The following is a 26987-nucleotide window of genomic DNA, read 5'->3' as shown; positions in this document are numbered from 1 at the left end:
GTTTCTTTTTGCGCGCGATTCCGGCAATGCCCAATCCTGCAAGAGCGCCCCATGGGCGCTAATCGCGGGCATGGCCCGCTCCTACAGTTACCGGCCGGCTCCGGCGTGCCCCCTGTGTGTAGGAGCGGACTCCGTCCGCGATCAGTTCCGCGCGAGGGATCATCGCGGACGAAGTCCGCTCCTACGAGAGCCAATCCAGCCCCGCCGATCAGGCACAAAAAAGCCGCCCGAAGGCGGCTCTTTCAGCGTGGCACACGCCTCACAGCACCTGCCGCAGGAAGGACTGCGCACGCGCGTCCTTGGGCTGGGCGAAGAATGCCGCCGGGGCGGCGTCTTCCAGCAGCTTGCCGTGATCGAAGAACAGCACGCGGTCCGCCACTTCACGGGCGAAGCCCATCTCGTGGGTCACGCAGACCATGGTCATGCCTTCCAGCGCCAGGGTCTTCATCACGTCCAGCACCTCGCCGACCATCTCCGGGTCGAGCGCCGAGGTGGGCTCGTCGAACAGCATCACCTTCGGGTCCATGCACAGCGCACGGGCAATCGCCACGCGCTGCTGCTGCCCGCCGGAGAGACGCGACGGGTATTCGTTGGCCTTCTGGCCGATACCGACCTTCTCCAGCAGCGCGCGGGCCTTGGCTTCTCGCTCGGCCTTGCCGCGCTTGCGCACGACCTTCTGCGCCAGGCACAGGTTCTCCAGCACGGTCATGTGCGGGAACAGGTTGAAATGCTGGAACACCATGCCGACTTCGCGGCGGTAGGCGTTGATGTCGGTCTTCGGGTTGGCGAGGTCGACGCCGTCGATGCTCACCGAACCGGAGTCGAATTCCTCCAGGCCGTTGAGGCAGCGCAGGAAGGTGGACTTGCCCGAGCCGGACGGCCCGATCACCACCACCACTTCGCCCTTGGCCACGCCGGTGGTGACGTCATCCACCGCGCGCACGACGTGCCCGCGGGTGTCGAAAACCTTGGTCAGGTTACGCACTTCAATCACTTTGGCCGAGCCTCCGCTCTAGGCGCCCCGCCAGATGCGACAGCGGCAGGTTGATCACGAGGTAGAGCGCGGCGACGCAGAACCAGATCTCGAAGGTGGAGAACGAGGTGGTGATCGCTTCGCGGCCACTCTTGGTCAGTTCGGTAATGGCGATCACCGAGACCAGGGACGTGTCCTTGACCAGGCTGATGAACTGCCCGGCCAGCGGCGGCAGCACGCGCTTGAATGCCTGCGGGAGGATCACGTGGCGCATCGACTGCGCGGCGTTCAGGCCCAGGGAGCGCGCGGCTTCGTCCTGGCCACGGGCGATGGACTGCACGCCGGCGCGGACGATCTCGGCCACGTAGGCGCCGGTGAACAGCGCCAGCGCCGCCACCCCGGCGAATTCGCGGGAGAGGTTCAGCACGGTGCCGATGAAGAAGTAGAAGATGAAGATCTGCACCAGCAGCGGCGTGCCGCGCACCAGTTCGACGTAGAGGGTCGACAGGTCGTGCAGGGTCGGGTTCTTCGACAGTCGGCAGAGACCGGTGAACAGGCCGATGACCAGGCCCAGCGCGCCGGAAACGAAGGAGATCCACAGCGTGGTCCACAGGCCCCAGGTCAGCGGGCCGGCGGCCCAATGGCGGGTCGAGCCGACCACATCGCCCTCGGCGACGTCATCGTTCTCCGAGAACTGCAGGCTGTCGGCGGCCACGGTCAGCACCTGCTGCTTGCCGTCTTCCTCCACCAGCGTGACGCGGGCGTTGCCGCCCTGCTCCTCGATCTTCTCCACCCGCGAAATGCCTTCAGCGCGCTGCGGCTCTTCAGCCTGGTAGGCGAAGTACTGCGGGACGCGGTTCCAGCGCCACTCGTAGGAAATCAGCGATGTGGAGTACCAGAGGGCCAGACCGATCAGCAGGAGGATCAGTCCGGTCAGCCCGTGCCAGGGCCAGGTTGCGCGTTTCGTTCTAGCCACGAATCTCTACCGTGAAAATGCGAACGCGCAGGCTCGGGGCCTGCGCGTCGGGTCGACCTGCGTCAGACGTGGATTATTCCATGTCCTTGAGCCAGTCGGCGTTCTTGAACCACTTGTCGTGCAGACGATCGTAGGTGCCGTCCTCACGGATCTGCTTGAGGAAGTTGTTGATGAAGTTGATCGAGTCGTAGTCGCCCTTCTTCAGGCCGAAGGCCAGCGGCTCGTAGGTGAACGGCTGGTCCAGGTGCACCAGCTTGCCGGCGCCGAACTTGCTCACGCCGACGACGTTGTAGGGCGAGTCGTAGATGAAGGCATCGGCCTTGCCATTGACCACGTCCATGACCGCTTCGGGCTCGTTGTCGAAGCCGTGGTACTGGGCCTTGGAAAGCTGCTTCTTGGCGACGAATTCGCCGGTGGTGCCGATCTTCGAGGTGATGCGGTATTTCGCGTCGTTCAGGTCCTTGTAGGACTTGATCTCGCCTTGCAGCTCCTTGCGGATCAGCAGGGTCTGGCCGACCACGATGAAGGGATCGCTGAAGTTGACGCGCAGGTTGCGTTCCTGGGTCAGGGTCATGCCCGAGCCGATCATGTCGAACTTGTCGGTGAGCAGGGCCGGGATGATGCCGTCATAGGCGGTGGAAACCAGCTCCAGCTTGACGTTCATCGACTTGGCCATGGCCTTGAGCAGGTCCACTTCGAAGCCGACGATCTGGCCGCGCTTGTTGGTCATCTCGAACGGCATGTAGGTCGGGTCCATGCCCACGCGCAGGGTGCCGCGCTTGGCCGCTTCATCGATGGCGCCGGCCTGAGCCGCGCTCACGCTGACCAGGGCGCAGACGCCCATCACCAGCGATGCCAGGTACTTTTTCATCCCCATACTCCCAAGCAAGTGAAAGAACGTATTGTTTTGTCCAGCGATCGAACCAGGCGCGGCAAGGGCCTGCCGAGCGCGCAAAGGGAGCGAAGCGTACCCGATGCGGCGGATATCTCAATCTTTTCTGGATAGCTGGCGCAGGGTACCAGCAGCGGAGCGAGGGGAAAACAGGCTAAACCGCCGCGCCGCCCCCACCCGTGCAGGATGGGGGCGGCGCGCGATCAGGATTGCGCGGCGGGCAGGGCCATGGCGCCCTGGTCCGCGACCGGCGCCAGGGGCACGGCGGGCGCGTGGGCGTCCGTCTTCAGCGAATGGCGCCACGGGCCGATCCACTGCTCCTTGTCGCCCTGCCAGAGCGCCAGGTGCAGGCGCGACAGCGCCACCGGGTCGCTCAGCAGCGCCAGGCGGCGGTTGCCGTCGAGCTGCTCGGGGCCGGCCTCCAGGGCCTTCTCGACCAGCGCGGCGCGGGTCGCCTCGATGGCCGCGGAGTGGCCATGACGGGCGGTGCCCATGGCGCAGGCCAGGGCGTTCAGCACCGGGTCCACGGCGGACCGGACGAAGCCGTCCTTCAGGGCCTGCCAGCGGTTCTGGTAGGTGTATTCGTCGGTGGCACGCAGCTCGCGCGGAGTGTCGTATTCCTCGGGAATGAGGAACAGCTTCTCGTCACGCGAGGCCAGGCCCAGCTTGACCCGGCTGCTGATCACCGACACCGGAATGGACAGCATCAGCGCGCCGACGATGGGCGAGAGCCACCACAGGAAGCGCGGGTTCAGCCACGCCACCAGCAGCGCCCAGCACAGGCCCAGCAGGGTTTGCAGGCCATGGCGACGGATCGCCTCGCTCCACGGGGTGTCGTCGTCATCACGCTGCGGCGACTTCCACTGGGCTTCCCAGCCGAGGAACGCGGCCAGCACGAAGCGGGTGTGGAAGAGCATGCGCACCGGCGCCAGCAGCACCGAGAAGAACATCTCCAGGAGCATGCTCAGCGTCACCTTGATCACGCCACCGTAGGCCTTGGCGCCCTTGGCCCAGATCAGCATGACGCTGAGCAGCTTGGGCAGGAACAGCAGGGTCAGGGTGGTGGAGAACAGCGCGATGGCCTTTTCCGGGTGCCACTGCGGCCAGATCGGGAACAGCTGGCGCGGCTCCAGGAAGTACTGCGGCTCCATCAGCTGGTGCACCGCCAGCAGCGCGGTAGACAGCACCAGGAAGAAGAACCACAGCGGCGCCGACAGGTAGGACATCACGCCGGTGAGGAACACCGCGCGGTGCACCGGATGCATGCCCTTGACCAGGAACAGGCGGAAGTTCATCAGGTTGCCGTGGCACCAGCGGCGGTCGCGCTTGAGCTCGTCCAGCAGGTTGGGCGGCAATTCCTCGTAGCTGCCTTCCAGGTCGTAGGCGATCCACACGCCCCAGCCGGCACGGCGCATCAGCGCGGCTTCGACGAAGTCGTGGGAGAGGATCGCACCGGCGAAGGAGCCCTTGCCCGGCAGCGGCGCCAGGGCGCAGTGCTCGATGAAGGGTTTTACCCGGATGATCGCGTTGTGGCCCCAGTAGTGGGATTCGCCCAGTTGCCAGAAGTGCAGGCCGGCGGTGAACAGCGGGCCGTACACGCGGGTGGCGAACTGCTGCATGCGCGCGTAGAGGGTGTCCATGCCCGACGCCTTCGGGGCGGTCTGGATGATGCCGGCCTCGGGGTTGGCCTCCATCAGGCGCACCAGCTTGGTCAGGCAGTCGCCGCTCATGACGCTGTCGGCGTCCATGACGACCATGTACTTGTACTGGCCGCCCCAGCGACGGCAGAAGTCGTCGATGTTGCCGCTCTTGCGCTTCACCCGGCGCCGACGGCGGCGGTAGAAGATGCGACCGAAGCCCAGAGCTTCCTTGCACAGCTCGATCCAGGCCTTTTCTTCGGCCATGGCGATGTCGGGCTGGTTGGTGTCGCTGAGCACGAAGAAGTCGAAGCGATCCAGCTCGCCGCTGGCCGCCACGGACTCGTAAGTCGCCCGCAGGCCGGCGAAGACGCGCGGGACGTCCTCGTTGCAGATCGGCATGACGATGGCGGTGCGCGCATCGGCGGCAATCGGCTCGCTGCCCGCGCTGCTGCCGGAGATACGGTAGCGGTCGCGGCCGGTGAGCAGTTCCCAGAAGCCCATCAGGGCCGTCCAGAAGCCGGCCGACACCCAGCAGAAGAGGATGGCGAAGAGCGCCAGCACGCCGAACTGGATGACGTAGGGCAGCACCTGTTCCAGGGTCTGCAGGAAGGTCTGGCGGTTGATCTCTTCGAGATCGACGAAGGCCCAGCCCTGGTAGGGCAGGATGCCTTTCATGTAGTAGGTGGCGACGCTGGTCTGGCCCAGCATGAGCAGGACCAGGATGAACCGGCGCAGCGAGCCGACCCGCTGCCAGCGCGCCTTGGGCAGGTCACGGACCGGCTTGGACGGGTTGCTGCGGCCGGTCAGGCGGCGCCAGCCGCGCATGAGCGGGTTGGTGCGCCAGGGTTCGGGGATCACCTTGGTGCGCTGGATCGGCGGCGCGGCCTTGAGGTAGGTGCGGCCGTTGTCGTCCATGCCCAGCATCTGGGCGTCGTCCAGGTCCTGGCCGTAGCCATGGCGCAGGCGCGCGCCGACCGAAGCCAGCGCCGCGTCCTCACCCTGAACATCGCCAGCGAGCCGCTCGTGCAGCTCGCTGAAGGAACCGGCCTGGGCCAGCGCCTCACGCTCCTGCGCCGAAAGAGGCAGGTGCGCGAGGTAGTCGGCCACCGGCGCGGTGGTAGCGGAAGAGTTATTCATCGGCAGGCAGCTGGTAGCTCCAGGTTTCGGAAATGGTCTGGCCGCCGTTCACCAGGGCAGCGCGCATTTCCGTCGGCTTCTTCGGATCCTTGACCTTGATCCGCAGCGTCAGGCGCCATCCCTGGGTAACTGCGTTGTAGCGCAGGCTGTTTTCCTTCACCTCGGCGTTGTCGTCGGTGCTCACCTGGGTGCTCACCGGCGCATCGCCAGCCAGGGCCTTCAGGGTCGGGCCGACGAAATCGACGACCAGGGCCACGCTGCCATCGGGCTGGCGGATCAGGTTCTTCTGCTTCACGTCACCGACCGAGCGCAGGGTCTGCATGACCCAGGCGTTCTTCGGATCGTGCAGGGCCTGCTCGTCCTTGGTCCAGCGCATGCGGTAGGCGAAGTCCAGCGGCTCGCCGGCTTCCGGACGCTTCTCGGGGTTCCAGAAGGCCACGATGTTGTCGTTGGTCTCGTCCGGCGTCGGGATCTCCACCAGCTCGATGGTGCCCTTGCCCCAGTCGCCCTGCGGCTCGACCCAGGCGGACGGACGCAGGTCGTAGCGGTCGTCCAGGTCTTCGTAGCGGGAGAACTCGCGGCCGCGCTGCAGCAGACCGAAACCTTTCGGGTTCTCGACGCTGTAGGCGCTGACGGACAGGTGTTTGGGGTTGTTCAGCGGGCGCCAGATCCACTCGTCGTTGCCAGCATGGATCTGCAGGCCGGTGGAGTCATGCAGTTCCGGACGGAAGTTGTGCTCCGCGGAGGGCTGGTTGGAGCCGAACAGGAACATGCTGGTCAAAGGCGCCAGGCCCAGCTTGCTCACCTTGTCGCGCAGGAACACGCGGGCCTTCACGTCGACCACGGTGTCGTTGCCCGGACGGATGGTGAAGCGGTACGCGCCGGTCGCACGGGGCGAATCCAGCAGCGCGAAGATCACCAGGTGCTTGTCCTTGGGCTTGGGCTTCTCGATCCAGAACTCGCGGAAGCGCGGGAATTCCTCACCCGAGGGCAGCGCGGTATCCAGCGCCAGGCCGCGGGCGGAGAGGCCCCACCACTGATCCTTGCCGATGATGCGGAAGTAGCTCGCGCCCAGGAAGGTAGCGATTTCGTCCTGCTTGTCGGGGGAGTTGATCGGGTACAGCAGGCGGAAGCCGGCATAGCCCAGATCCTTGGTGGCATTGGCGTCGAACTTCAGCGAACCGAAGTCGAAACGAGAGGGATCGTACTTGATCTCCTTGACGTCGGTCGCCGTCACCTCGTTGATCTTCACCGGGGTATCAAAGTGCATGCCCTGGTGATAGAAGCTGATCTTGAAGGGGGTCTTGTCGCCGGCCCAGTAAGCCTTCTCGTTACGGAAGCGGATCTGCTGGTAATCCGCGAACTTCATTTCGCTGAATTCCGATGGCAGGTTGCTCGTCGGTGCGCTGTACTTCTCTGCAGCCAGCGACTTGGCCTTTTCGCCAACGTCGTCGAGATCGAAGGCCCAGGCGTGGGTAGCGCTCAACGCCAACAGGGCGGAGCCGACCAGTCCGCGAAGGATGTGGCGCGAAAGCGGTTGTTGAACGGAACGGAAAATCACGAGTCCCCCTCGTCCGTGAACACAAAACGATTAAAGCCAGCAAAGGCGATGCCAATCTGCTGGCGATTGAATTCCGACCCCAGTGAGCCTGAATGATTCCCCGCTTTTTTACACGGGTACTTCGGGCTCCCGGAGACGCATTGTTCTAAGTACATAGCCCTAACCATCATCCCACGGCGATATGACAAGCTGCCGCGCGTTCAAGCCTCCAGTAGAAAGGTCACCGGGCCGTCATTGACCAGGTGGACCTGCATGTTGGCGCCAAAACGGCCGGTGGCGACCAGCGGATGACGCTCCCGCGCCTGCTCCACGAGTAGATCGAACAACGCGGCGCCCTTTTCAGGTGGCGCCGCGCTGGAAAAGCTTGGACGCAGCCCCTTTCGGGTATCCGCGGCCAGGGTGAACTGCGAGACCAGCAGCAGGCCGCCGCCGACATCGCTCAATGAAAGGTTCATTTTACCTTCATCGTCGCCAAACACTCGATAGTTAAGCAGCTTGTGCAACAAACGGTTCACGCAGGCCTCGTCATCCTGGGGTTCGACCCCCACGAGAACCAGCAAACCGTGGTCGATGGCGCCGACGATTTCGCCCTCGACCTCGACGCGGGCGCCGCGCACCCGCTGGATCAGCCCCTTCATTCAGCCTCCGGCGGCAGGTTCAGCAGGCGCCGGCCGATCTCGTTGGTGGCCCGCACCAGCGCATCGGTAATGCCCGGCTCGCCCGCCACGTGGCCGGCGTCGCGGACGATCTGCAGTTCGCTGTTGGGCCAGGCCTTGTGCAGCGCCCAGGCGTTGTCCAGCGGACAGACCACATCGTAGCGGCCATGCACGATCACTCCCGGCAAGTGGGCGATCTTGTGCATGTCGCGCAGCAGCTGGTCCGGTTCGAGGAAGCCGTCGTTGACGAAGTAGTGGTTCTCGATGCGCGCGATCGACAGCGAGCGGTGCGGGTCGGCGAAGCGCTCCACTACCGCCGGGTTCGGCCGCAGCGTGGCGGTGCGGCCTTCCCAGGTGGACCAGGCGCGCGCGGCGTGCATCTGGGCGATCTGGTCAGGGCCGGTCAGGCGGCGGTGGAAGGCGTGCAGCAGGTCATCGTGTTCATCGGCAGGGATCGGCGCCAGGTAGTCCTCCCAGTAATCGGGGAACAGGCGGCTCGCGCCTTCCTGGTAGAACCAGCGGATTTCCTGCGGGCGGCAGAGGAAGATGCCGCGCACGATCAGCGCCAGCACGCGGTCGGGGTGGGTCTGGGCGTAGGCCAGCGACAGCGTCGAGCCCCACGAGCCGCCGAACAACACCCACTTGTCGATGCCCAGGTGCTCGCGGATGCGCTCGATATCCTGCACCAGGTGCCAGGTGGTGTTGTTCTCCAGGCTGGCGTAGGGCGTGGAACGGCCGCAGCCGCGCTGGTCGAAGGTGACGATGCGGTAGATGTTCGGATCGAAGAAGCGCCGCGACATGGCATCGCAACCGGAACCCGGGCCGCCATGGATGAACAGAACCGGCAATCCGTCGGGCGTACCGCTCTCGTCTATATAGAGAACGTGCGGCTCCTCGACGGCCAGTTCATGGCGGGCGTAAGGCTTGATTTCCGGATACAAAGTTTGCATGGCTCGCTCCTGGATCAGTGCGTACGGTCGCTCCGGACCAGTAACCATCCTAGGGCCTGTCGCTCATTGGAGAGAACGTCGCGTTGCCGCGGCGCGACTTCCATCGACAGTCTTCGGCCCCCACGGTGTCGGGCATGATACTCGGGCCAGCGCAAAACCCATACGGGAGTTAGTGAGCCATGCCACGGAAGTTGTTTCTTTCTCTACTGCTCGCGCTGTTCGCCCTCGCCGGTTGCGGCCGGGACGACCCGCGGGCGCAGCTGGATGCGGCGGTCAAGCAGTTGCAGGACAACCTCGAGGCCAAGAATAGCGGGGCGGTGATCGATCAGCTCGCCGGCGACTTCCGCGCCAACGGCGAGTTCGACCGCGACTGGGCGCGGCGCACCATGGCGCTGCTGTTCCTGCGCCACCAGCAGGTCAAGGTGATCCTGCTGCGCAGCACCAGCCAGCTCGATCCGACCTACCCCAATCGCGGCCATACCGTCGCGCAGGTGGCCCTCACCGGCGCCGAGAACCTGATTCCCGACAGCGCCGGGCATTATTCGGTGAAGCTGGAATGGTGGCGCGACGGCGCCCAATGGAAACTGGCGAGGCTGGACTGGCAATGACGTCTCCCCTGCAACACCGTATCCGCGCCGCCGGCCTGCTGGTGCGCCGCGACGAGATCCTGCTGGTGCGCCATGAGGTGGGCGGCGACGTGTACTGGATTCCACCAGGGGGCGGTTTCGAGTCGGACAAGGACCAATCGACCCGCGACACCGTGCGCCGCGAATGCCGGGAGGAAACCGGGCTGACGGTGGACGTCGGCCCGCTGGTGTACGTGCGCGAGTTCGCCGAGCCGCTGGCCGGGCGCTTTCACATGGAGCTGTTCTACCGCGTGGACGCCTGGGACGGCCGCGTCAGCCTGGACAACCTGCGCGGCCTGGGCGGCGACGAGTTCGACATCCGCGAGGTCGCCTGGGTCCCGCGCCAGGAACTACCGCGCCTGCCCTCCTACTACCCCGCCGAACTGCTCGACGACGTGTGGGAGCGCCTGGCCGAGGCGCAGCCGCTGATCCGCCACCTCGGCCTGCAGCGCTAGCGGCGTTACTGCACCGGTTCGCTGGTGGGCTTGGCGATGATCGCCTGCAGCTCGGCGGTCATGGGGAATTCCAGGTTGAGGTTCTTCGGCGGGATCGGCTGCTCGAACCAGCGCTGGTAGATGCCCTTGATCTCGCCGGACGAATAGAGGTCGGCCAGGGTCTTGTTGACCAGGGCGAGGAACTGCGGATCGTCCTTGCGCACCATGCAGGCGTAGATTTCCCGCGACTGCGGCTCGCCCACCACCACCCAGTGGTGCGGGTCGCGGGCCTTGGCCTTCTCGCCGTAGAGCAGTGCGTCGTCCATGTAGAAGGCCACGGCGCGGCCGGACTGCAGCATGAGGAAGGCCTCGCCGTGGTCCTTGGCGCTGACCACGTTCATGCCCAGCTTGTGCTCGGCGTTGTAGGCCTTGAGGTAGCGCTCGTTGGTGGTGCCGGCGGTGGTCACCACGTTCTTGCCCTTGAGGTCGTCGAAGCCCTGGATGCCGCTGTCCTTGGCGGTCAGCAGCTGGCCCTTCACGTAGATGAAGCCGTAGGAGAAGGCGACCTGCTTCAGGCGCTCGGCGGTGACGCCGGTGGAGCCGCACTCCAGGTCGACCGTGCCGTTCTGCACCAGCGGGATGCGGGTCTGCGACGTCACCAGGTTGTACTTCACCGCCAGGTCCGGCTTGCCGAGCCGCTGGCGGATGCGCTCGACCACCTTGCCGGCCAGCTCCACCGAGTAGCCCATGGGTTGGCCGCTGTTGTCGCCCAGGTAGGAAAACGGGACCGAGGCGTCGCGATAACCCAGGGTTATCGTGCCGCGCTCGGCGACTTTCTTCAGCGTACCGTCCAGGGCCTCGTTCGCCTGCGCCAGTGCGCAGACCAGGCTGGACGCCGCCAGCATTCCGAGTACGAGTCGTTTCATGGGTTCGATCCCTCTTGTTGTTGTGAGTCGTGGTTCAAGGCCGAGCGGCGATGACGGTGATTTCCACCCGCACGGACGGTCGCGCCAGCAGCGCCTGCACCGTGGTGCGGGTCGGCGCGCAGCCGTCGGGCAACCAGGCGGACCAGACAGCGTTCATGGCCTCGAAGTCGGCCGCGATGTCCTTGAGGTAGATGGTCGCACTGAGGAGGTTCGCCTTGTCGGTGCCGGCCTCGGCCAGCAGTGCGTCGATCTTCGCCAGCACCTCGCCGGTCTGGCCCTGGATGTCGGTGGCCTGACCCGGCACCTGCCCGGAGAGGAACACCAGCGAGCCGAAGACCATGGCGCCGGAAAGTCGGTCGTTGGTGGCGATACGGGTGAGTTGCATGGGGAGTCTCCTGTCCGAGGGAATCAGCCGGCCAGCCGCTCGGGCGTCAGGCCGCTGGTGTCGATGCCGGGTTTGCGCCCACCGATCTGCGCGGCGATCAGTTGCGCGCTGCCGCACGCCAGGGTGAAGCCGAGCGCACCGTGGCCAAGGTTCAGCCACAGCCCGCGTGGCCCGCAGGCGCCCACCAACGGCACGCCGGTGGGCGTCGCCGGGCGCATGCCGGCCCATTCGATGGCCGCGCCGTAATCACAGGCTTCGGGCAGCGTATCCGCCGCCTGCTGGCGAATCAGCGCCAGCCGCTTGGGCTCCAGGCGCGGGTCGAAACCGACGATGTCGACCATGGCGGCGATACGCAGGCGGTCGCCGATGCGCGCGTAGACCACCTTGCGGTCGTAATCCGTCAGGCTCACGTCCGGCGCGTGGTCGCCGGCACGGATCGGCGCGGTCAGGCTGTAGCCCTTGAGCGGATAGAGCGGCAGGCGCGGCCCGCCCGGCAGCAGCGCCGCGCTGCGGTAGCCGGCGGCGAGCACGACATGATCGGCCGCGACGCTCTCCCCGCCCGCCTCCACGCCGATCACGGCGCCATTGCGCAGCGTCAGCCGCGACGCGGGATGGCCATAGAGAATCCGGCAACGGCCAGACGCTTCGAGCCGCTCGGCCAGCCGCTGGCAGAACAGGAAACAATCGGCGACCTCCTCGTCCGGCGTATGAATGCCACCCACGAAGGGCGCCCGCTCCAGCGCCGGGTCCAGCGCGCGGCACTGCTGCGCTGAGAGCACCAATTGCGCGGCCGGATCCGACAGGCTCTGCCGCGCGCTGCGGAAACTGCCTTCGTCGCGGAAGGCCACGAGCTTGCCGTTGCGCCGCCAGTCGAAGCCATCCAGCCCGCCCTCGCGCCACTGCGCCAGGGTGGCCTGGCTGAACAGCGCGAGGCGCAGGAGGTGTTTCGCGTTGGCTTGGTTCACCGAGCGCCGGCAGGCGGCAGTGAATTCCAGCAGCCAGCGCCACTGCGCCGGGTCCAGGCGCGGGCGCAGGCGCAGCGGGGAGTCCCCACGCAGCAGCCAGCCCAGCGCCTGCTGCGGCACGCCGGCATCGGCCAGCGGCGCGACATAGCGGTAGGACAACTGGCCGCCGTTGGCGAAGCTGGTTTCCAGCCCGGCCTGATCCCGCGCCTCCAGCACGGTGACGTCGAAGCCTTCGAGGACCAGCGCGTGCGCCGTGGCCAGTCCGACCACGCCCGCGCCGATGATGCAAACCCGCTGTGCCATTGCCGCCTCACTGCCCTTTCGATCCTGGCCTCGACCTTAGTGCCGGGTGACAGGCGGCGAACAATGAATAAACATGGGCAACTCATAACCTTGCGTTATACACGCGCGATATCCACACGAGGGAAGCCATGCGCCTGCGCCATATCGAAGTGTTCCAGGCCATCCGCGAGACCGGCTCGGTCAGCGGCGCCGCGCAGTTGCTGCACGTCTCGCAGCCGGCAGTGACCAAGGTGCTGCAGCATGCCGAGCAGCAACTGGGCTTCCCGCTCTTCCTGCGGGTTCGCGGAAAGTTGCAGGCAACTCCCGAGGCACTGGAGCTGGAGCGCGAAGTGGCCAAGGTCAGCGAAAGCCTGCAGGGCGTCCGACGCCTGGCGCAGAGCCTGCGCGGCCAACCGGAGAACCGCCTGCGCGTGGGCGCCACGCCAGCCATGGCGTTGTCGCTGCTGCCGCCGGTGATCCGCGAATGGACCAACCGCTATCCGCAGAGCAGTTGCGAGCTGGCCACCCAGCACTCCCGCGAACTGGTGCAGAACCTGCTGATGCGCGAGCTCGACCTCGCCCTGACCCTGCAACAGACCGACCATCCCGGCCTGCGCTCGCAGCCCATCGCCAGCGGCCCGCTGGCTGCCCTGGCGCCGCGCGGCCACTGGCCGGACGAGCGCCTGGGCCAGCCCCTGACGCTGGACGAACTGGCCGGCGAGCCGATGATCGGATTGTCCACCTCCGACCCGCTGTCAGCCCGCCTGGAAAGCCACCTGGCCAACGTCGAACCGCCGCCGCGCGTGCGCATCGCGGTGCAGACGTACGCCCTGGCGCGCACACTGGTGGAAGCGGGAACAGGACTGGCGCTGGTGGATCCCTTCACCGCGCTGGGTGCGGACGCACGCCTGACGGTGCAGCGCACCCTCACGCCCACTGTGAAAGTGACGCTCTACGCCCTGACCCGCGCCGACGAAACGCCGCCGCATACCCAGGCGCTGCTGTTGGAGATGCTGGTGCGGCATGCCGAGGGGCAACTGGCGCAGCATCGCTTGGAATAAAAGACAGCCCCTGCCGCCCCGGGGCAACGCCGCCGGGATGCGTGGTCCGGCGGCGCCGCGCCGACGGTCCGGTGCGGCAGGAAGCTGCGTAAAACTCAGCGGCCGTAGCGCTCGCGGCCCCAGGCGAGGAAGGTTTCCAGCATCTTGCGGAGCACCTGGGCGGTGGGCGCGGCGAGGTCCTCGCGGTAGCCGAAGGGCGCCTGCTCATCCATGTAGTTGCACTGGGCGAGTTCCAGCTGCACGGCATGGACGTTGTCCTGCGGCTGGCCGTAGTGGCGGGTGATGTGTCCGCCCTTGAAGCGGCCATTGAGGATGTGCCGGTAGGCCGGGGCGTCAGCGCAGACGGCGACCAGTCGCTCGGCCACTTCCGCATCGCAGCTCGCGCCGCTGTGGGTGCCGATGTTGAAATCCGGCAGCTTGCCGTCGAACAGGTGCGGGATCAGCGAGCGGATCGAGTGGGCATCCCACAGCAGCGCGTAGCCGAACTCGGCCTTCAGGCGCGCCAGCTCGTCGGCCAGGGTGCGGTGGTACGGCGTCCAGACCTCGGCGAGATAACGCGCGCGCTCCTCGGGCGACGGCGCCAGGCCATCCTTGAACAGCGGGCGGCCGTCGAACAGGGTGTCCGGGTAGAGGCCGGTGGTGGCGGTGCTGTACAGCGGCTTGTCATCGGACGGGCGGTTGAGGTCAATGACGTAGCGCGAGTAGTTGGCGGCCAGGGTGCTGGCGCCCAGCTCCTCGGCGAAGGCGTAGAGCCGCGGGATGTGCCAGTCGGTGTCGTCCAGCCCGCGGGCCTCGTCCACCAGGCCGGCTTCCACGGCCGGTGTCAGGCGCGTGCCGGGGTGCGGCATGCTGATCAGCAGGGGCACGCGGCCGCGTTTGAATTCGAGAACGTTGTCCATGGGGTGCTATCTCCAAACCTAGCGAGATGTATTCGTTGTTCTTGGGAGCAGCGGTTTCCTGCTGCAAATCCGTGCCACGGCTCCCTCTCCCCCGCCCTCTCCCTGAAGGGAGAGGGGGCTGTCCGTGCCGGCTGATGGTGCAGTTTCATCCCGCACCGAACGGTCCCCTCTCCCGCTTGCGGGAGAGGGTTAGGGAGAGGGGCCTTTGCGTTTGGCTCCGCAGCGTGGCTGTTCGCGAGCAAGCTCGCTCCTACGAAAAGCAAGCTCACTGCTCTTCGCCGTGACGAATGACGCGCTTGGGCAGGTCGCCGCCGAGCCAGTAGGCGAGTTCGGCGGGGCGCTGGATGTCCCAGGCGATGAAGTCGGCCACCTTGCCTGCTTCCAGGCTGCCGTGGCTGTCGGCCATGCCCAGCGCGCGCGCGGCGTTGAGCGTGACGCCGGCCAGCGCTTCTTCCGGAGTCAGGCGGAAGGCGGTGCAGGCCATGTTCAGCATCAGGCGCAGCGACAGCGCGGGCGAGGTGCCGGGGTTAAGGTCGCTGGCGATGGCGATGTGCACGCCGTGCTTGCGCAGGGCCTCCATCGGCGGCAGCTGGGTTTCCCGCAGGACGAAGAAGGCGCCCGGCAGCAGCACGGCGACGGTGCCGGCCTCGGCCATGGCGATGGCGTCGCTCTCGTCCATGAATTCCAGGTGGTCGGCGGACAGTGCCCCGTAGCGCGCAGCCAGGCTGGAGCCGTGCAGCGAGGACAGCTGTTCGGCGTGCAGCTTCACCGGCAGGCCCAAGCGCTTCGCCGCCTGGAACACCCGCTCGACCTGCGCCGGGGAAAACGCCAGGTGCTCGCAGAAGGCGTCCACCGCGTCCACCAGGCCTTCCTCGGCCAGCGCCGGGAGGATGTGATTGCACACCTGCTCGATGTAGTCGTCGGCGCGACCGGCGTACTCCGGCGGCAGCGCGTGGGCGGACAGGCAGGTGGTGCGCACCGTCACCGGCAGCTCCTGCTCCAGCCGGCGGGCCACGCGCAGCATGCGGCGTTCGCTGTCCAGGTCCAGGCCATAGCCGGACTTCACTTCCAGCACGGTGACGCCGTCGGCCAGCAGCGGCCGGGCGCGCTTGATGGCGCTGGCCAGCAGTTCGTCCTCGCTGGCCTCGCGGGTGGCGCGCACGGTGCTGGCGATGCCGCCGCCGGCAGCGGCGATCTCGGCATAGCTGACGCCGTTCAGGCGCTGCTCGAACTCGCCGCTGCGGTCGCCGCCGAACACCAGGTGGGTGTGGCAGTCGATGAAGGCCGGCGTGACCCAGGCGCCGCCCAGGTCGGTGCTCTGCACGGGGCGCTCGGGCAACTCGGCGCGCGGGCCGATCCAGGCGATGCGCTCGCCTTCGGTGATGATCGCGGCGTCCTCGATGATCGAGTAGCGCCCATCCTTCATCGTCGCCGCGTGGCAGTGCTGCCAGAGGTGTTTCATTGCAGTCTCCCGATGCTCGCGCCCACGCTGTTCAGGGCCGCCGGGTTGGCCAGCAGCTCGGCGGTGCGGGCGATGTCCGGCGCCAGCCAGCGGTCGCTGTCGTAGGCCGGCACCTGCTCGCGCAGCAGGCTCCAGGCGCAGTCGGTGCCGACGCCGAAGCGCTGCGGCTTGAGGAATTCGAAGGCCTGGGCGGCCAGCAGGAATTCAATGGCCAGGATGCGCCGGCTGTTGTCCAGGGCACGGCCGAGCTTGAGCGCGGCGCTGGTGCCCAGGCTCAGGTGGTCTTCCTGCAGACCGGAGGTGACGAAGTTGTCCAGCACGGCGGGTTGCGCCAGCTGGCGGTTCTCGCCGGCCAGGGAAGCGGCGACGTACTGGGCGATCATCATCCCGGAGTTGACGCCCGGTTGGCTGACCAGGAAGGCCGGCAGGCCGCTGACCAGCGGATTCACCAGACGGTCCAGGCGGCGCTCGGAAACCCCGCCGAGCTCGGCCACGGCGATCGCCAGCAGGTCGGCGGCCATGGCCACGGACTCGCCATGGGGGTTGGCCTGGGACACCACCCGGTAATCGTCCGGCGTGCCCAGCACCAGCGGGTTGTCGGTGGCGGAATTGAGTTCGGTCTCGATCTGCTTCGCCGCGTGCTCCAGCTGGTCGCGGCAGGCACCATGGATCTGCGGCATGGAGCGGATGCTCAGGGCGTCCTGGGTGCGGATGCCACGGCTCGAGGCGATCACCTCGCTGCCTTCGAGCAGCGCCCGCAGGTTGGCGCCGACCTTCTGCATGCCCGGGTGCGGCTTGAGCGCGATGATCTGCGCGTCGAAGGCGTCGATCTGCCCGCGCAGGGCTTCGAAGCTCATGGCGCCGATCACGTCGGCCCACTGCGCGAGGCGGGTCGCCTCGTCGAGGGCGAGGCAGCTCAGGCCGGTCATGCACGGCGTGCCGTTGACCAGGCAGAGCCCGTCCTTGGCGCCCAGCTGCACCAGCTCCAGCCCTTCGGCGGCCAGCGCCTGGTAGGCCGGCACCACGTCGCCGCGATAGCTCACCTCACCGATGCCCAGCAACGCGACGCCAACGTGGGCCATGTGGGTCAGGTAGCCCACCGAGCCCTGCGCCGGCACGCGCGGGGTGATGCCGTGGTTGAGCAGCGCCACGAGCGCTTCCACCACGCGGCGGTGCAGGCCGGATTTGCCGTGGCTGTAGTTGGCAATGGCGGCGGCGATGATGGCGCGGGTCTGTTCGTCCTTCAGCGGCTCGCCGACGCCGCAGGCGTGGCTGAGCAGGGTGTTGCGCGACAGCTGCGCCAGTTGCTCGCCCTGCAGCACCACGTTGCACAGCGCACCCAGGCCGGTGCTGATGCCATAGGCCCGCTCACCCCGGCTGACGATGCGCTCGACGATGCCGTGGGCGTTGTCGATGCGCGCCCAGGCGGCCGTCGACAGTTGCAGGCGTGCACCCTGGCGCGCCACCGCGACCAGGTCCTGCCAGCGCAGCGGGCCGTTGCCGAAGGTGATGGTGGTAGAGGACGACATGCAAGACTCCTGTAGGCGGGGAAGCGCCTTCCCCGCCGGCGAATGGTGTTACAGCGCGGCGACGCGGCGCTGGACGAAGCGGTCGACGTACTCGTCGGCGGGCTTGTGCAGGATGTCGGTGGGCGCGCCCACCTGGATCAGCTGGCCGTCCTTGAGGATGGCGATGCGGTTGCCGATGCGCACGGCTTCATCGAGGTCGTGGGTGATGAAGACGATGGTCTTGTGCAGGGTCTTCTGCAGCTCCAGCAGCTGGTCCTGCATGTCCGCGCGGATCAGCGGGTCGAGGGCGCTGAAGGCTTCGTCCATGAGGATGATGTCGGTGTCCGCGGCCAGTGCGCGGGCCAGGCCCACGCGCTGGCGCATGCCGCCGGAGAGCTGGTGCGGGTAGGACTTCTCGTAGCCCTTCAGGCCCACGGTGGCGATCCAGTGCAGCGCGCGCTCCTGGCACAGCGCCTTGCTCTCGCCGCGGATCTTCAGGCCGTAGGCGACGTTGTCGAGCACGCTCTTGTGCGGCAGCAGGCCGAAGCTCTGGAACACCATGCTGATCTTGCGCCGGCGGAAGTTCTCCAGCGCGGCGGCGTCGTAGGCGAGCACGTCCTCGCCATCCACCAGGATCTGCCCGCTGGTGGGGTCGATCAGGCGGTTGAAGTGGCGCACCAGGGTCGACTTGCCGGAACCGGACAGGCCCATGATGACGAAGATTTCCCCGGCCTCGATGGACAGCGAGAGGTCGTTGACGCCGACCACGCAGTCGGTGGCGGCGAGCACCTCGGCCTTGCTCTTGCCCTGGCGGATCATCGCCAGGGCGGTGTCGGCCTTGGCGCCGAAGATCTTGTAGACGTTCTTGACCTGGATCTTGCTCATTTGCTGGCCTCATGGTGGCGCGAGCGGCCGTAAGCCTGGGTGATGCGGTCGATGACCACGGCGAGGATGACGATGGCCAGGCCCGCTTCCAGGCCCTTGCCGACGTTGAGGGTCTGGATGCCCACCAGCACGTCCTCGCCCAGGCCACGGGCGCCGATCATCGAGGCGATGACCACCATCGACAGGGCCATCATGGTGGTCTGGTTGATGCCGGCCATGATGCTCGGCAGCGCCAGCGGCAGCTGCACGCCGAACAGTTGCTGGCGGCGATTGGCGCCGAAGGCGGTGATGGCTTCCATCACCTCGCGGTCGACCTGGCGAATCCCTAAGTCGGTGAGGCGGATGAGCGGCGGCGCGGCGTAGATCACGGTGGCGAAGATCGCCGGCACCTTGCCCAGGCCGAACAGCATCAGCACCGGGATGAGGTACACGAAGCTGGGCATGGTCTGCATGATGTCCAGCATCGGCAGCAGCACGGCGCGGAAGCGGTCGCTGCGGGCGGCGACGATGCCCAGCGGGATGCCGATCAGCACCGAGATGATGGTCGCTACCATCATCAGCGCGAGGGTCTGCATCAGCTTGTCCCACAGGCCCACGGCGCCCACCAGGAACAGCAGCCCGACGATCACCACGGTCGGCAGGATGCGCCGGGTGGCGTGCCAGGCGATGCCGGCGACGATGGCCAGCATCAGCCACCAGGGCGTGGCTCGCAGCACACTCTCCAGGTTGACGATGGCCCACAGCAGGGTGTCGGAGATGTGGCGGAACACGTCGCCGTAGTTGGTAACCAGGGCATCGACCCAACCGTTGACCCAGTCGGCGATGGAGAAAGTGAAGCGTTCGGGAAACATGGTACGTACTCGTCAGGAGTGGGCATCACCGGAAGGAGCGGGCTCCCTCCGGATTCGACGGCTTGAGCGTCTGCCTGATCTGCTGCGCTCGGCCAGGCGGCGTTGAAAGCCGGCTCGGACTGCTCATTTACCACGGGTAAACTCCGCGTCCTCACCGTCTCTCGCCTTGCCTGGCCGTCGCTCGCGACGATCAGGGATCAGGCGCTCAGAGCGCGGCCTGGACCTTCTTCGCAGCGTTCTCGCTGACCCAGGTGGTCCACACCTCCGGGTGCTCCTTGAGGAAGGCCTTGGCCAGTTGCTCGGAGGTGAGCTTTTCCTTGGCCATCTTCGCCAGGTTCTGGTTCAGCAGGTCAATCGGCAGGTTGACCTTCTCCAGCACGGCCACCAGCTCCGGGGCCTGGTCGTGGAAGGTCTTGGACAGGCCGACCTGGATCTTCACGTCCTTGTTCACACCCGGCTCATCCAGCTTCACCAGGTCGGCCTGGCCCATCAGCGGCGTCGGCGACCAGTAATAGAAGAGAATAGGCTCCTTGCGCTTGTAGCTCGACAGCACGGCGGCATCCAGGGCCGGGCCGGTGCCGGGACGGAAGTTGGTGTACTTGTCCTCGAGGCCGTACTTCTTGAGCATCTCGGAGTTTTCCAGCTCGCAGGTCCAGCCGGCCGGGCAGTTGTAGAAGCGGCCCTTGCCCGGCTCTTCCGGGTCGCGGAACAGTTCGGCGTACTGGCCGAGGTCGGTGACGGACTTGAGCTTCGGCGCCTTGGCTTCGATGTTGCGCGCCTTGTCGCCCTCGATCACGAAGCGCGGCACGTACCAGCCCTCGGTGGCGCCGACGATGGGCGCACCCACGCCGACCACCTTGTTGGCGGCGGCGGCCTTGTTCCAGGCGTCGCTGCGGCCGACCCACTCTTCGCTGAAGATCTGGATGTCGTTGTTCGCCAGCGCCTGCTCCATGGTGATGGAGTTGCCCGGCAGGCTGTCGGTGTCGCAGCCGTAGCCGTTCTTCAGGATGATCTGCATGAGGTCGGTGAGCAGCATGCCGCTCTCCCAGTTCAGACCGGCGAATTTCACCGGCTTGCCGCTTTCGCACCAGCCGGCGGCCTGCGCCGACGCCATGGTGCCGCCCAGCAGACCGGCGGAAAGGAACAGGCCCAGCAGCGTCTTCTTGGTGTTGTTCATCTGATGCTCCTAAACGTGAATGAGGTTGGGGCAGTGCAAGGGCCGCGCCTGCTTGTGGCCGCGCGGCCGGCCGGGTCTGTTCAGGTGCGGGCCGGCAGGATCAGCCGGTCCGGTACTGCCCGCGTAACGCGGCGGGCGACCAGGTAGTAGAGAACGGCCGGGACCACCAGGCCGATGATCCAGGAGATATCCACGCCGCCCAGGGCGTCCACCAGCGGGCCGGTGTAGAACTTGGTGGAAATGAACGGCAGCTGCACCAGCACGCCGATCACGTAGACGCTGATGCCGGGGAGGTTCCAGCGGCCGTAGCGGCCCTCCGGGTCGGCCAGCGCCGGCACGTCGTAGTGCTCGCGGGTGATGCAGTAGTAGTCCACCAGGTTGACCGCACTCCACGGGGTGAAGAAGGCCAGCAGGAAGAGGATGAAGGACTTGAACGCGCCGAGGAACGAATGCTGGCCGAGCAGCGCGATCAGGGTCGCGGCGCCGACGATCAGCAGGACGAACACCAGGCGCTGCAGGCGGCTCACTTCCAGGTGACCGCGGAAGCCGCTGATCACCGTGGCGATGCACATGAAGCTGCCGTAGGAGTTCAGCGTCGAGATGGTGATCTTGCCGAAGGCGATGCTGAAGTACAGCAGCGCGGCGACCGCGCCACTGCCGCTCAGGCCGACAATGTAGGCCACTTCATGGCCGGCGAACTGGCCGTTGGCGCCGGCGGCGGCGAACACGCCGAAGATCATCGCCACCTGTGCGCCGATCACCGAGCCGGCGCCCACGGCGAGGAAGGTCTTCAGCGAGGAGGTGCTGCTGGGCAGGTAGCGCGAGTAGTCGGCCACGTAGGGCCCGAAGGCGATCTGCCAGGACGCCGCCAGGGACACCGCGAGCAGGAAGCTGCTCCAGCTGAAGTGGCGGATCTGCAGCAGCGCGCCGACGTCGCTCTGGCTCATCAGCCGGCTGAACAGGTAGACGAAGGCGATCACCCCGATGACGCTGGCGATGCGGCCGATGACGTGGATCACCCGGTAGCCGAGCACGGTCACCAGCACGATCACGCTGGCGAACATCAGGATGCCGACGCTGTCGCTGACGCCGAACAGCTGGCCCAGCGCCTGGCCGGACAGCACCGTGCCGGTGGCGGTGAAGCCCAGGTACATCAGGCACACCAGCACGATCGGGATCGCCGCGCCGTAGACGCCGAACTGCACGCGGCTGGAGATCATCTGCGGCAGGCCGAGCTTCGGCCCTTGCGCCGCGTGCAGCGCCATCACGCCGCCGCCGAGCAGTTGGCCGATGAGCAGGCCGATCAGCGACCAGAACACGTCGCCGCCCAGCACCACGGCCAGGGCGCCGGTGACGATGGCGGTGATCTGCAGGTTGGCGCCCAGCCACAGGGTGAACTGGCTGTAGAGCTTGCCGTGGCGCTCGGCCTCGGGGATGTAGTTGATCGAACGGACTTCGATCAGGGGTTTGGAGCTATCACTGGCCTGGGACATCGTTATTGTTCTCCCGAAGGGAATTCTTTTCTGTCGATGTACTGCTGCTTGACGGACCGGGCCGCCGCACCACGCCGTGCGGCGGCCCTCTCCCTGGTCCTGCGTTTCTGCTACTGCGTTACTTGCCGGTGATCATCGGCAGGTTCAGGCCCTGCTCCTTCGCGCAATCGATGGCGATCTGGTAGCCGGCATCGGCATGACGCATCACGCCGGTGCCTGGGTCGTTGGTCAGCACCCGGGCGATACGCGCCGCCGCTTCGTCGGTGCCGTCGCAGACGATGACCATGCCCGAGTGCTGGGAGAAGCCCATGCCCACGCCGCCGCCATGGTGCAGCGAGACCCAGGTGGCGCCGCTGGCGGTGTTCAGCAGGGCGTTGAGCAGCGGCCAGTCGGACACGGCGTCGGAGCCGTCCTGCATGGCTTCGGTCTCGCGGTTCGGGCTGGACACCGAGCCGGAATCCAGGTGGTCGCGGCCGATCACGATCGGTGCCTTCAGCTCGCCGCTGCGCACCATCTCGTTGAACGCCAGGCCCAGCTTGGCGCGCTGGCCCAGGCCAACCCAGCAGATGCGCGCCGGCAGGCCCTGGAAGCTGATGCGCTCCTTGGCCATGTCCAGCCAGCGGTGCAGGTGGGCATCATCGGGGATCAGTTCCTTCACCTTGGCGTCGGTCTTGTAGATGTCCTCGGCGTCGCCCGACAGCGCGGCCCAGCGGAACGGACCGACGCCACGGCAGAACAGCGGGCGGATATAGGCCGGGACGAAGCCGGGGAAGTCGAAGGCGTTGGCCACGCCCTCTTCCTTGGCCATCTGGCGGATGTTGTTGCCGTAGTCGAAGGTCGGGATGCCCTGCTTCTGGAATTCCAGCATGGCGTTGACGTGCACGGCCATGGACTGCTTGGCGGCCTTCACCACGGCGGCCGGCTCGGTCTGCGCGCGGTCGCGGTACTGCTCCCAGGTCCAGCCGGCCGGCAGGTAGCCGTTGAGCGGGTCGTGGGCGGAGGTCTGGTCGGTGACCATGTCCGGACGCACGCCGCGCTTGAGCAGCTCCGGGAGGATTTCCGCGGCGTTGCCCAGCAGGGCGATGGAGATGGCCTTGCCTTCGGCGGTGTACTTCGCGATGCGCGCCAGGGCGTCGTCGAGGTCCTTGGCCTGCTCGTCGACGTAGCGGCTGGCCAGGCGGAAGTCGATGCGGCTCTGCTGGCATTCGATGTTCAGCGAGCAGGCGCCGGCCAGGGTCGCGGCCAGCGGCTGGGCGCCACCCATGCCGCCCAGGCCGGCGGTGAGGACCCAGCGGCCCTTGAGGTTGCCGTCATAGTGCTGGCGACCGGCCTCGACGAAGGTTTCGTAGGTGCCCTGGACGATGCCCTGGCTGCCGATGTAGATCCAGGAGCCGGCGGTCATCTGACCGTACATGGCCAGGCCCTTGGCATCCAGTTCGTTGAAGTGCTCCCAGTTGGCCCAGTGCGGCACCAGGTTGGAGTTGGCGATCAGCACGCGCGGGGCGTTGGCGTGGGTCTTGAAGACGCCGACCGGCTTGCCGGACTGCACCAGCAGGGTCTCGTCTTCATTCAGTGCCTTCAGGGTCTCGACGATCTTGTCGTAGCACTCCCAGTTGCGCGCGGCGCGACCGATGCCGCCATACACCACCAACTCCTTCGGGTTCTCGGCGACTTCCGGGTCGAGGTTGTTCATCAGCATGCGCAGCGGCGCTTCGGTCAGCCAGCTCTTGGCGTTCAATTGGGTGCCGCGCGGGGCACGGATTTCGACGTCGCGGAATTTGGTCACGGAAGGCTCCTTCGCTTGCTCGGATCGTTTAAGCCGGTGAGGGCTTGGCGGTTCGTTCGACAGTTTCGAAGGACTCGAAACCATCATGTCTATGCTTGTATGTACAAGTATAAGCAAAGCGAGGGCCAACCTTGCCTGGGGACGGTGCCGGGCAGTTGGCCAGAAAGGTCAAGCTATTGATTTAAAAGAAATAAAAATTGATCGCCGAGTTTCGAGAATGGCTGAAGGACATTTCCATCCTTCAGACAATTGCACCAGAAGAAAGCTTCACTGCACCGTTTCGTTGCGTTCGGTAACACCGCTCGCTACCAAGGGCCACAGATTGTATAGACAAGCTGATGCCGAGTGCGAAAATTGAAGCCCGCAGCGGCGTCGTTCGCGAGCAAGCTCGCTCCTACGAAGAGCGCACCGGTGCTTACCTGTAGGAGCGGGCTTGCTCGCGAACCGCTTCCCGCCGTGCTATTTCAACGCCGCATCGATCCGCGTCGCCGCCTCCGCCGTCACCCACTTCGACCACAGCTCCCGATGCTCGCGGAAGAACTTCGCCCGCACGTCCGCCACATCACGATGGTGCTCGGCCATGTCCGCCAGCAGCGCGTTGAACAGCGGCAGCGGCAGCTCGACCTTCTCGAACACCTGCACCAGCGCCGGCGCCTTGTCGTGGAAGTCGCGGGACACGCCGATGCTGATCTTCGCCGGCAGCGAGCGCGAGCCCTTCGGGTGCGGGTCGTTGGGGTCGGTGAGGGTCTTCCACGCCGCCTCGTCGAACGGCGGCTCCTCCAGTTGCACGAGCTTGAAACGGCCCAGCAATGGCGTCGGCGCCCAGTAATAGAACAGCACCGGCCGCCCCTGGGCGATGGCCGAGCTGATGGCCGCATCCAGCGCAGGGCCGGCGCCGGTGCGGAAGTTCACGTAGCTGCTCTCCAGCCCATAGGCCTTGAGCTTCTGCGTATTGACGATCTCGCACGTCCAGCCGGTGGGGCAGTTGTAGAAACGGCCCTTGTCCGGCTCCTCGTCGTCCTTGAACAGCGCCTTGTACCTGGGCAGGTCGCTGACGGATTTCAGCCCCGGCGCGGCGGCCTTGATGCCGCGCTTGGCATCGCCGTGGACCACATAGTCCGGCACCCACCAGCCTTCGCTGGCGCCCTTCACCGTCTCGCCGACGGAGAACACCTGGCCGGCCTGCTCCGCCTGCTGCCAAACGGTGCTGCGCCCGGCCCACTGCTCGCCGGTCACCTGGACGTCGTTCTGCTTCAGCGCGTTCTCCATGGTCACGGTGTTACCCGGCAGCGCGTCGGTCTGGCAGCCGTAGCCCTTCTCCAGGATGAAACGCAGCACCTCAGTGGTGAACATGCCGCTCTCCCAGTTCAGCCCGGCGAACACCACGGGTTTCGGATAGGGACAGGCGGCGAAGGTCTGCGCGCACAGGCCAAAGGCCAGCAGCAGCGCGAACAGGCAACGGGGGGTGGACATGGGCGTCTCCGGGCGCGTTGGTGTCCCATTGGGTGTAGCCGCGTATCAGCGATTTGCCCACGACCATCGGACTGGAAATGCCACCGGCGGTGACATTCACTGCCTACAGAGCGGCCCTACGCACCGGCGAATCGCCAGGGGTCCGGCCCCGTCGCGCCATGGCACAGCGATTGCTATACCTGTATATACAGGACCGATCCACGGTAACACTTCCCCCGACCCAGGATGCCCCCATGTCCGACACCCTGCTCCTGACGCCCGGCGAGTTCGACCTCGACCAGCTGCGCGCCATCTACCAGCACCAACCCGCCCTGCGCCTGGCGGATGAATGCCGCGAGGCCATCCTGCGCAGCGCGCAGACGGTCAGCCAGATCATCGCCGATCAGCGCACGGTCTACGGCATCAACACCGGGTTCGGCCTGCTGGCGCGCACCTCCATTGCCGAAGACCAGCTCGCCACCCTGCAGCGCAACCTGATCCTCTCCCACTGCACCGGCACCGGGCCGCTGCTGGACGACGCCAGCGTGGCGCTGATCATGGCGCTGAAGATCGGCTCCCTCGCGCGCGGTTTCTCCGGTGTCGGCCTGCCGGTGATCGAGACGCTGCTCAAGCTCTACCAGGCGCGGGTCTATCCCTGCATCCCGTCCCAGGGTTCGGTGGGCGCCTCCGGCGACCTCGCGCCGCTGGCGCACCTGTCCTCGACCCTGCTGGGCGTCGGCCAGGTGCGGCATCAGGGGCGCATCCTCGACGCCAGCGAAGGCCTCGCCATCGCCGGCGCCGAGCCGCTGGTGCTGGGGCCCAAGGAAGGCCTGGCGCTGATCAACGGCACCCAGGTGTCCACCGCCCTGGCCCTGCGCGGACTGTTCGCGGCGGAGAAGCTGTTCGTCTCGGCGGTGGTCGCCGGCAGCCTGACGGTGGAAGCGCTGAAAGGCTCGTTCGTGCCCTTCGATGCGCGCATCCAGGCGGTGCGCGGCCAACCGGGGCAGATCGCCGTCGCCGCGCTGTACCGCGAGTTGCTGCACGACAGCCCGATCAACCAGTCGCACATCGACTGCAAGCGTGTGCAGGACCCGTATTCCCTCCGCTGCCAGCCCCAGGTGATGGGCGCCTGCCTGGATCACCTGCGCTTCGCCGCAGGCGTTTTCCTGCGGGAGGCCAATGCCGTTTCCGACAACCCGCTGGTATTCAGCGCTGACGGCGACGTGCTGTCAGGCGGTAACTTCCACGCCGAGCCGGTGGCCATGGCGTCCGATGTGCTGGCGCTGGCGATCTCGGAGATCGGCGCGTTGTCCGAGCGGCGCATCGCCCAGTTGGTGGACCCGGCGATGTCCGGGCTGCCGGCCTTCCTGGTGAAGGAAGGCGGGCTGAACTCCGGCTTCATGATCGCCCAGGTCACCTCGGCGGCACTGGCCTCGGAGAACAAGACCCTGGCGCACCCGGCCTCGGTGGACAGCCTGCCGACCTCGGCCAACCAGGAGGACCACGTCTCCATGGCCACCTTCGCCGCCCGTCGCCTGCTGGACATGGCCGGCAATAGTGCCGGCGTGGTCGCCATCGAACTGCTCGCCGCAGCGCAAGGCGTGGACTTCCACGCGCCCTTGCAAAGCTCCCCGCAGCTGCAGGAGGTGCGCACGCTGATCCGCAGCCAGGTGCCGCATTATGCGCAGGACCGCTACTTCGCCCCGGACATCGCCGCCGCGCGGGCCTGGGTGGAGGAAGGAGTGATGAGCCGGTGGATCGAGTATTCGCGGTTGTACGAGTGACGGTGGCGTTTTACGCCATCGCGGGCATGGCCCGCTCCTACCAGGGGAGTTCGGCGCAAGGCGGTTCGCGAGCAAGTTCGCTCCTACGAAGAGCCATCTCCCCGGCTTTGGCTGTGAAGACTTCCAGGGAAATGTCCAAGCACTCCGAACGGCCCCGTTCAGGAGGCCTCGTTGAAGCGGAGTTTTAGGGGTTGAGCGGCATGGATGCCGCGAGAGCAGCGATGGG

The 26987-nt window shown here is 66.6% G+C and carries 23 protein-coding genes; 4 read left to right on the top strand and 19 right to left on the bottom strand.

Features of this window, described 5'->3' with window-relative positions:
• Positions 1-259: 259 nt before the first annotated feature.
• The 7 genes from ACNFIA_RS11465 to pip all read right to left on the bottom strand — a co-directional run bounded on the left by ACNFIA_RS11465 (position 260) and on the right by pip (position 8785).
• Positions 260-994 (bottom strand): amino acid ABC transporter ATP-binding protein, encoded by a 735-nt coding sequence (locus tag ACNFIA_RS11465; RefSeq protein WP_416784904.1) that lies wholly within the window; start codon positions 992-994, stop codon positions 260-262.
• Positions 987-1949 (bottom strand): amino acid ABC transporter permease, encoded by a 963-nt coding sequence (locus ACNFIA_RS11460; RefSeq protein ID WP_416784902.1) that lies wholly within the window; start codon positions 1947-1949, stop codon positions 987-989. Before ACNFIA_RS11460 ends, ACNFIA_RS11465 begins: the two co-directional genes overlap by 8 nt.
• 73 nt (positions 1950-2022) lie before the next feature.
• A complete protein-coding gene (locus tag ACNFIA_RS11455) occupies positions 2023-2820 on the bottom strand; it encodes a transporter substrate-binding domain-containing protein (RefSeq protein WP_416784900.1) in 798 nt (265 codons plus the stop codon).
• Between the two features lie 224 nt (positions 2821-3044).
• The gene (mdoH, locus tag ACNFIA_RS11450; protein ID WP_259757807.1) at positions 3045-5618 is read right to left on the bottom strand and encodes a glucans biosynthesis glucosyltransferase MdoH; all 2574 of its coding nucleotides are present in this window, start codon (positions 5616-5618) and stop codon (positions 3045-3047) included.
• Positions 5611-7179, bottom strand: coding sequence for a glucan biosynthesis protein G (locus ACNFIA_RS11445; RefSeq protein WP_416784898.1), 1569 nt, complete (start codon positions 7177-7179; stop codon positions 5611-5613). The genes mdoH and ACNFIA_RS11445 overlap by 8 nt, the downstream gene beginning before the upstream one ends.
• A 200-nt stretch (positions 7180-7379) precedes the next feature.
• A complete protein-coding gene (dtd, locus tag ACNFIA_RS11440; RefSeq protein ID WP_259757808.1) occupies positions 7380-7817 on the bottom strand; it encodes a D-aminoacyl-tRNA deacylase in 438 nt (145 codons plus the stop codon).
• The gene (gene pip / locus ACNFIA_RS11435) at positions 7814-8785 is read right to left on the bottom strand and encodes a prolyl aminopeptidase (protein ID WP_416784896.1); all 972 of its coding nucleotides are present in this window, start codon (positions 8783-8785) and stop codon (positions 7814-7816) included. The genes dtd and pip overlap by 4 nt, the downstream gene beginning before the upstream one ends.
• A gap of 179 nt (positions 8786-8964) precedes the next feature.
• Between pip and ACNFIA_RS11430 the strand changes: the two genes are divergently transcribed.
• Both ACNFIA_RS11430 and ACNFIA_RS11425 read left to right on the top strand, forming a co-directional pair.
• Positions 8965-9393, top strand: coding sequence for a hypothetical protein (locus tag ACNFIA_RS11430; RefSeq protein ID WP_416784894.1), 429 nt, complete (start codon positions 8965-8967; stop codon positions 9391-9393).
• Entirely contained in the window at positions 9390-9866 is a 477-nt protein-coding gene (locus tag ACNFIA_RS11425) for an NUDIX domain-containing protein (protein WP_259757812.1), read from the top strand. Before ACNFIA_RS11430 ends, ACNFIA_RS11425 begins: the two co-directional genes overlap by 4 nt.
• A gap of 5 nt (positions 9867-9871) precedes the next feature.
• Here ACNFIA_RS11425 and ACNFIA_RS11420 read toward each other — a convergent pair whose 3' ends face one another.
• From ACNFIA_RS11420 to ACNFIA_RS11410, 3 genes are read right to left on the bottom strand one after another with little or no spacing between them, the layout of a single operon-like run.
• Positions 9872-10771: a transporter substrate-binding domain-containing protein gene (locus tag ACNFIA_RS11420; RefSeq protein WP_416784891.1), complete on the bottom strand. Its 900-nt coding sequence runs from the start codon at positions 10769-10771 to the stop codon at positions 9872-9874.
• 34 nt (positions 10772-10805) lie between these two features.
• A complete protein-coding gene (locus ACNFIA_RS11415; RefSeq protein ID WP_259757816.1) occupies positions 10806-11156 on the bottom strand; it encodes a RidA family protein in 351 nt (116 codons plus the stop codon).
• Positions 11157-11179: 23 nt separating this feature from the next.
• Positions 11180-12424 carry a D-amino acid dehydrogenase gene (locus tag ACNFIA_RS11410; RefSeq protein ID WP_416784889.1) on the bottom strand — a complete coding sequence of 415 codons (1245 nt, stop codon included), beginning with the start codon at positions 12422-12424 and terminating at the stop codon, positions 11180-11182.
• Positions 12425-12552: 128 nt separating this feature from the next.
• Here ACNFIA_RS11410 and ACNFIA_RS11405 point away from each other — a divergent pair, with 128 nt between their 5' ends.
• A complete protein-coding gene (locus ACNFIA_RS11405; RefSeq protein WP_416784888.1) occupies positions 12553-13464 on the top strand; it encodes a LysR family transcriptional regulator in 912 nt (303 codons plus the stop codon).
• 95 nt (positions 13465-13559) lie between these two features.
• On the opposite strand, the gene hutG is transcribed toward ACNFIA_RS11405, so the two are convergent.
• The 9 genes from hutG to ACNFIA_RS11360 all read right to left on the bottom strand — a co-directional run bounded on the left by hutG (position 13560) and on the right by ACNFIA_RS11360 (position 24998).
• A complete protein-coding gene (hutG, locus tag ACNFIA_RS11400) occupies positions 13560-14363 on the bottom strand; it encodes an N-formylglutamate deformylase (RefSeq protein ID WP_416784886.1) in 804 nt (267 codons plus the stop codon).
• 265 nt (positions 14364-14628) lie between these two features.
• Positions 14629-15825, bottom strand: a complete 1197-nt coding sequence (gene hutI, locus ACNFIA_RS11395; protein ID WP_416784884.1) for an imidazolonepropionase — start codon at positions 15823-15825, stop codon at positions 14629-14631.
• Positions 15822-17354 carry an HAL/PAL/TAL family ammonia-lyase gene (locus ACNFIA_RS11390; RefSeq protein WP_416784882.1) on the bottom strand — a complete coding sequence of 511 codons (1533 nt, stop codon included), beginning with the start codon at positions 17352-17354 and terminating at the stop codon, positions 15822-15824. The genes hutI and ACNFIA_RS11390 overlap by 4 nt, the downstream gene beginning before the upstream one ends.
• Positions 17355-17402: 48 nt before the next feature.
• Complete coding sequence (locus ACNFIA_RS11385) at positions 17403-18218, bottom strand: quaternary amine ABC transporter ATP-binding protein (protein ID WP_259757823.1); 816 nt, start codon at positions 18216-18218, stop codon at positions 17403-17405.
• Complete coding sequence (locus ACNFIA_RS11380) at positions 18215-19069, bottom strand: ABC transporter permease (RefSeq protein WP_045215843.1); 855 nt, start codon at positions 19067-19069, stop codon at positions 18215-18217. Before ACNFIA_RS11380 ends, ACNFIA_RS11385 begins: the two co-directional genes overlap by 4 nt.
• A gap of 205 nt (positions 19070-19274) precedes the next feature.
• Entirely contained in the window at positions 19275-20183 is a 909-nt protein-coding gene (locus tag ACNFIA_RS11375) for an ABC transporter substrate-binding protein (RefSeq protein WP_416785430.1), read from the bottom strand.
• A 143-nt stretch (positions 20184-20326) separates the two neighbouring features.
• Positions 20327-21739 (bottom strand): purine-cytosine permease family protein, encoded by a 1413-nt coding sequence (locus ACNFIA_RS11370; protein ID WP_259757827.1) that lies wholly within the window; start codon positions 21737-21739, stop codon positions 20327-20329.
• Positions 21740-21857: 118 nt separating this feature from the next.
• A complete protein-coding gene (gene hutU / locus ACNFIA_RS11365) occupies positions 21858-23525 on the bottom strand; it encodes a urocanate hydratase (protein ID WP_259757828.1) in 1668 nt (555 codons plus the stop codon).
• Between the two features lie 459 nt (positions 23526-23984).
• Positions 23985-24998 (bottom strand): ABC transporter substrate-binding protein, encoded by a 1014-nt coding sequence (locus ACNFIA_RS11360; protein ID WP_416784879.1) that lies wholly within the window; start codon positions 24996-24998, stop codon positions 23985-23987.
• 233 nt (positions 24999-25231) lie between these two features.
• Here ACNFIA_RS11360 and hutH point away from each other — a divergent pair, with 233 nt between their 5' ends.
• A complete protein-coding gene (hutH, locus tag ACNFIA_RS11355; protein WP_416784877.1) occupies positions 25232-26761 on the top strand; it encodes a histidine ammonia-lyase in 1530 nt (509 codons plus the stop codon).
• Positions 26762-26987 lie beyond the last annotated feature (226 nt).

The sequence above is a fragment of the Pseudomonas sp. NY15437 genome, from assembly GCF_048068435.1.
Taxonomy (GTDB): domain Bacteria; phylum Pseudomonadota; class Gammaproteobacteria; order Pseudomonadales; family Pseudomonadaceae; genus Pseudomonas; species Pseudomonas nitroreducens_B.
This window is presented reverse-complemented; position numbering and strand designations above follow the sequence as displayed.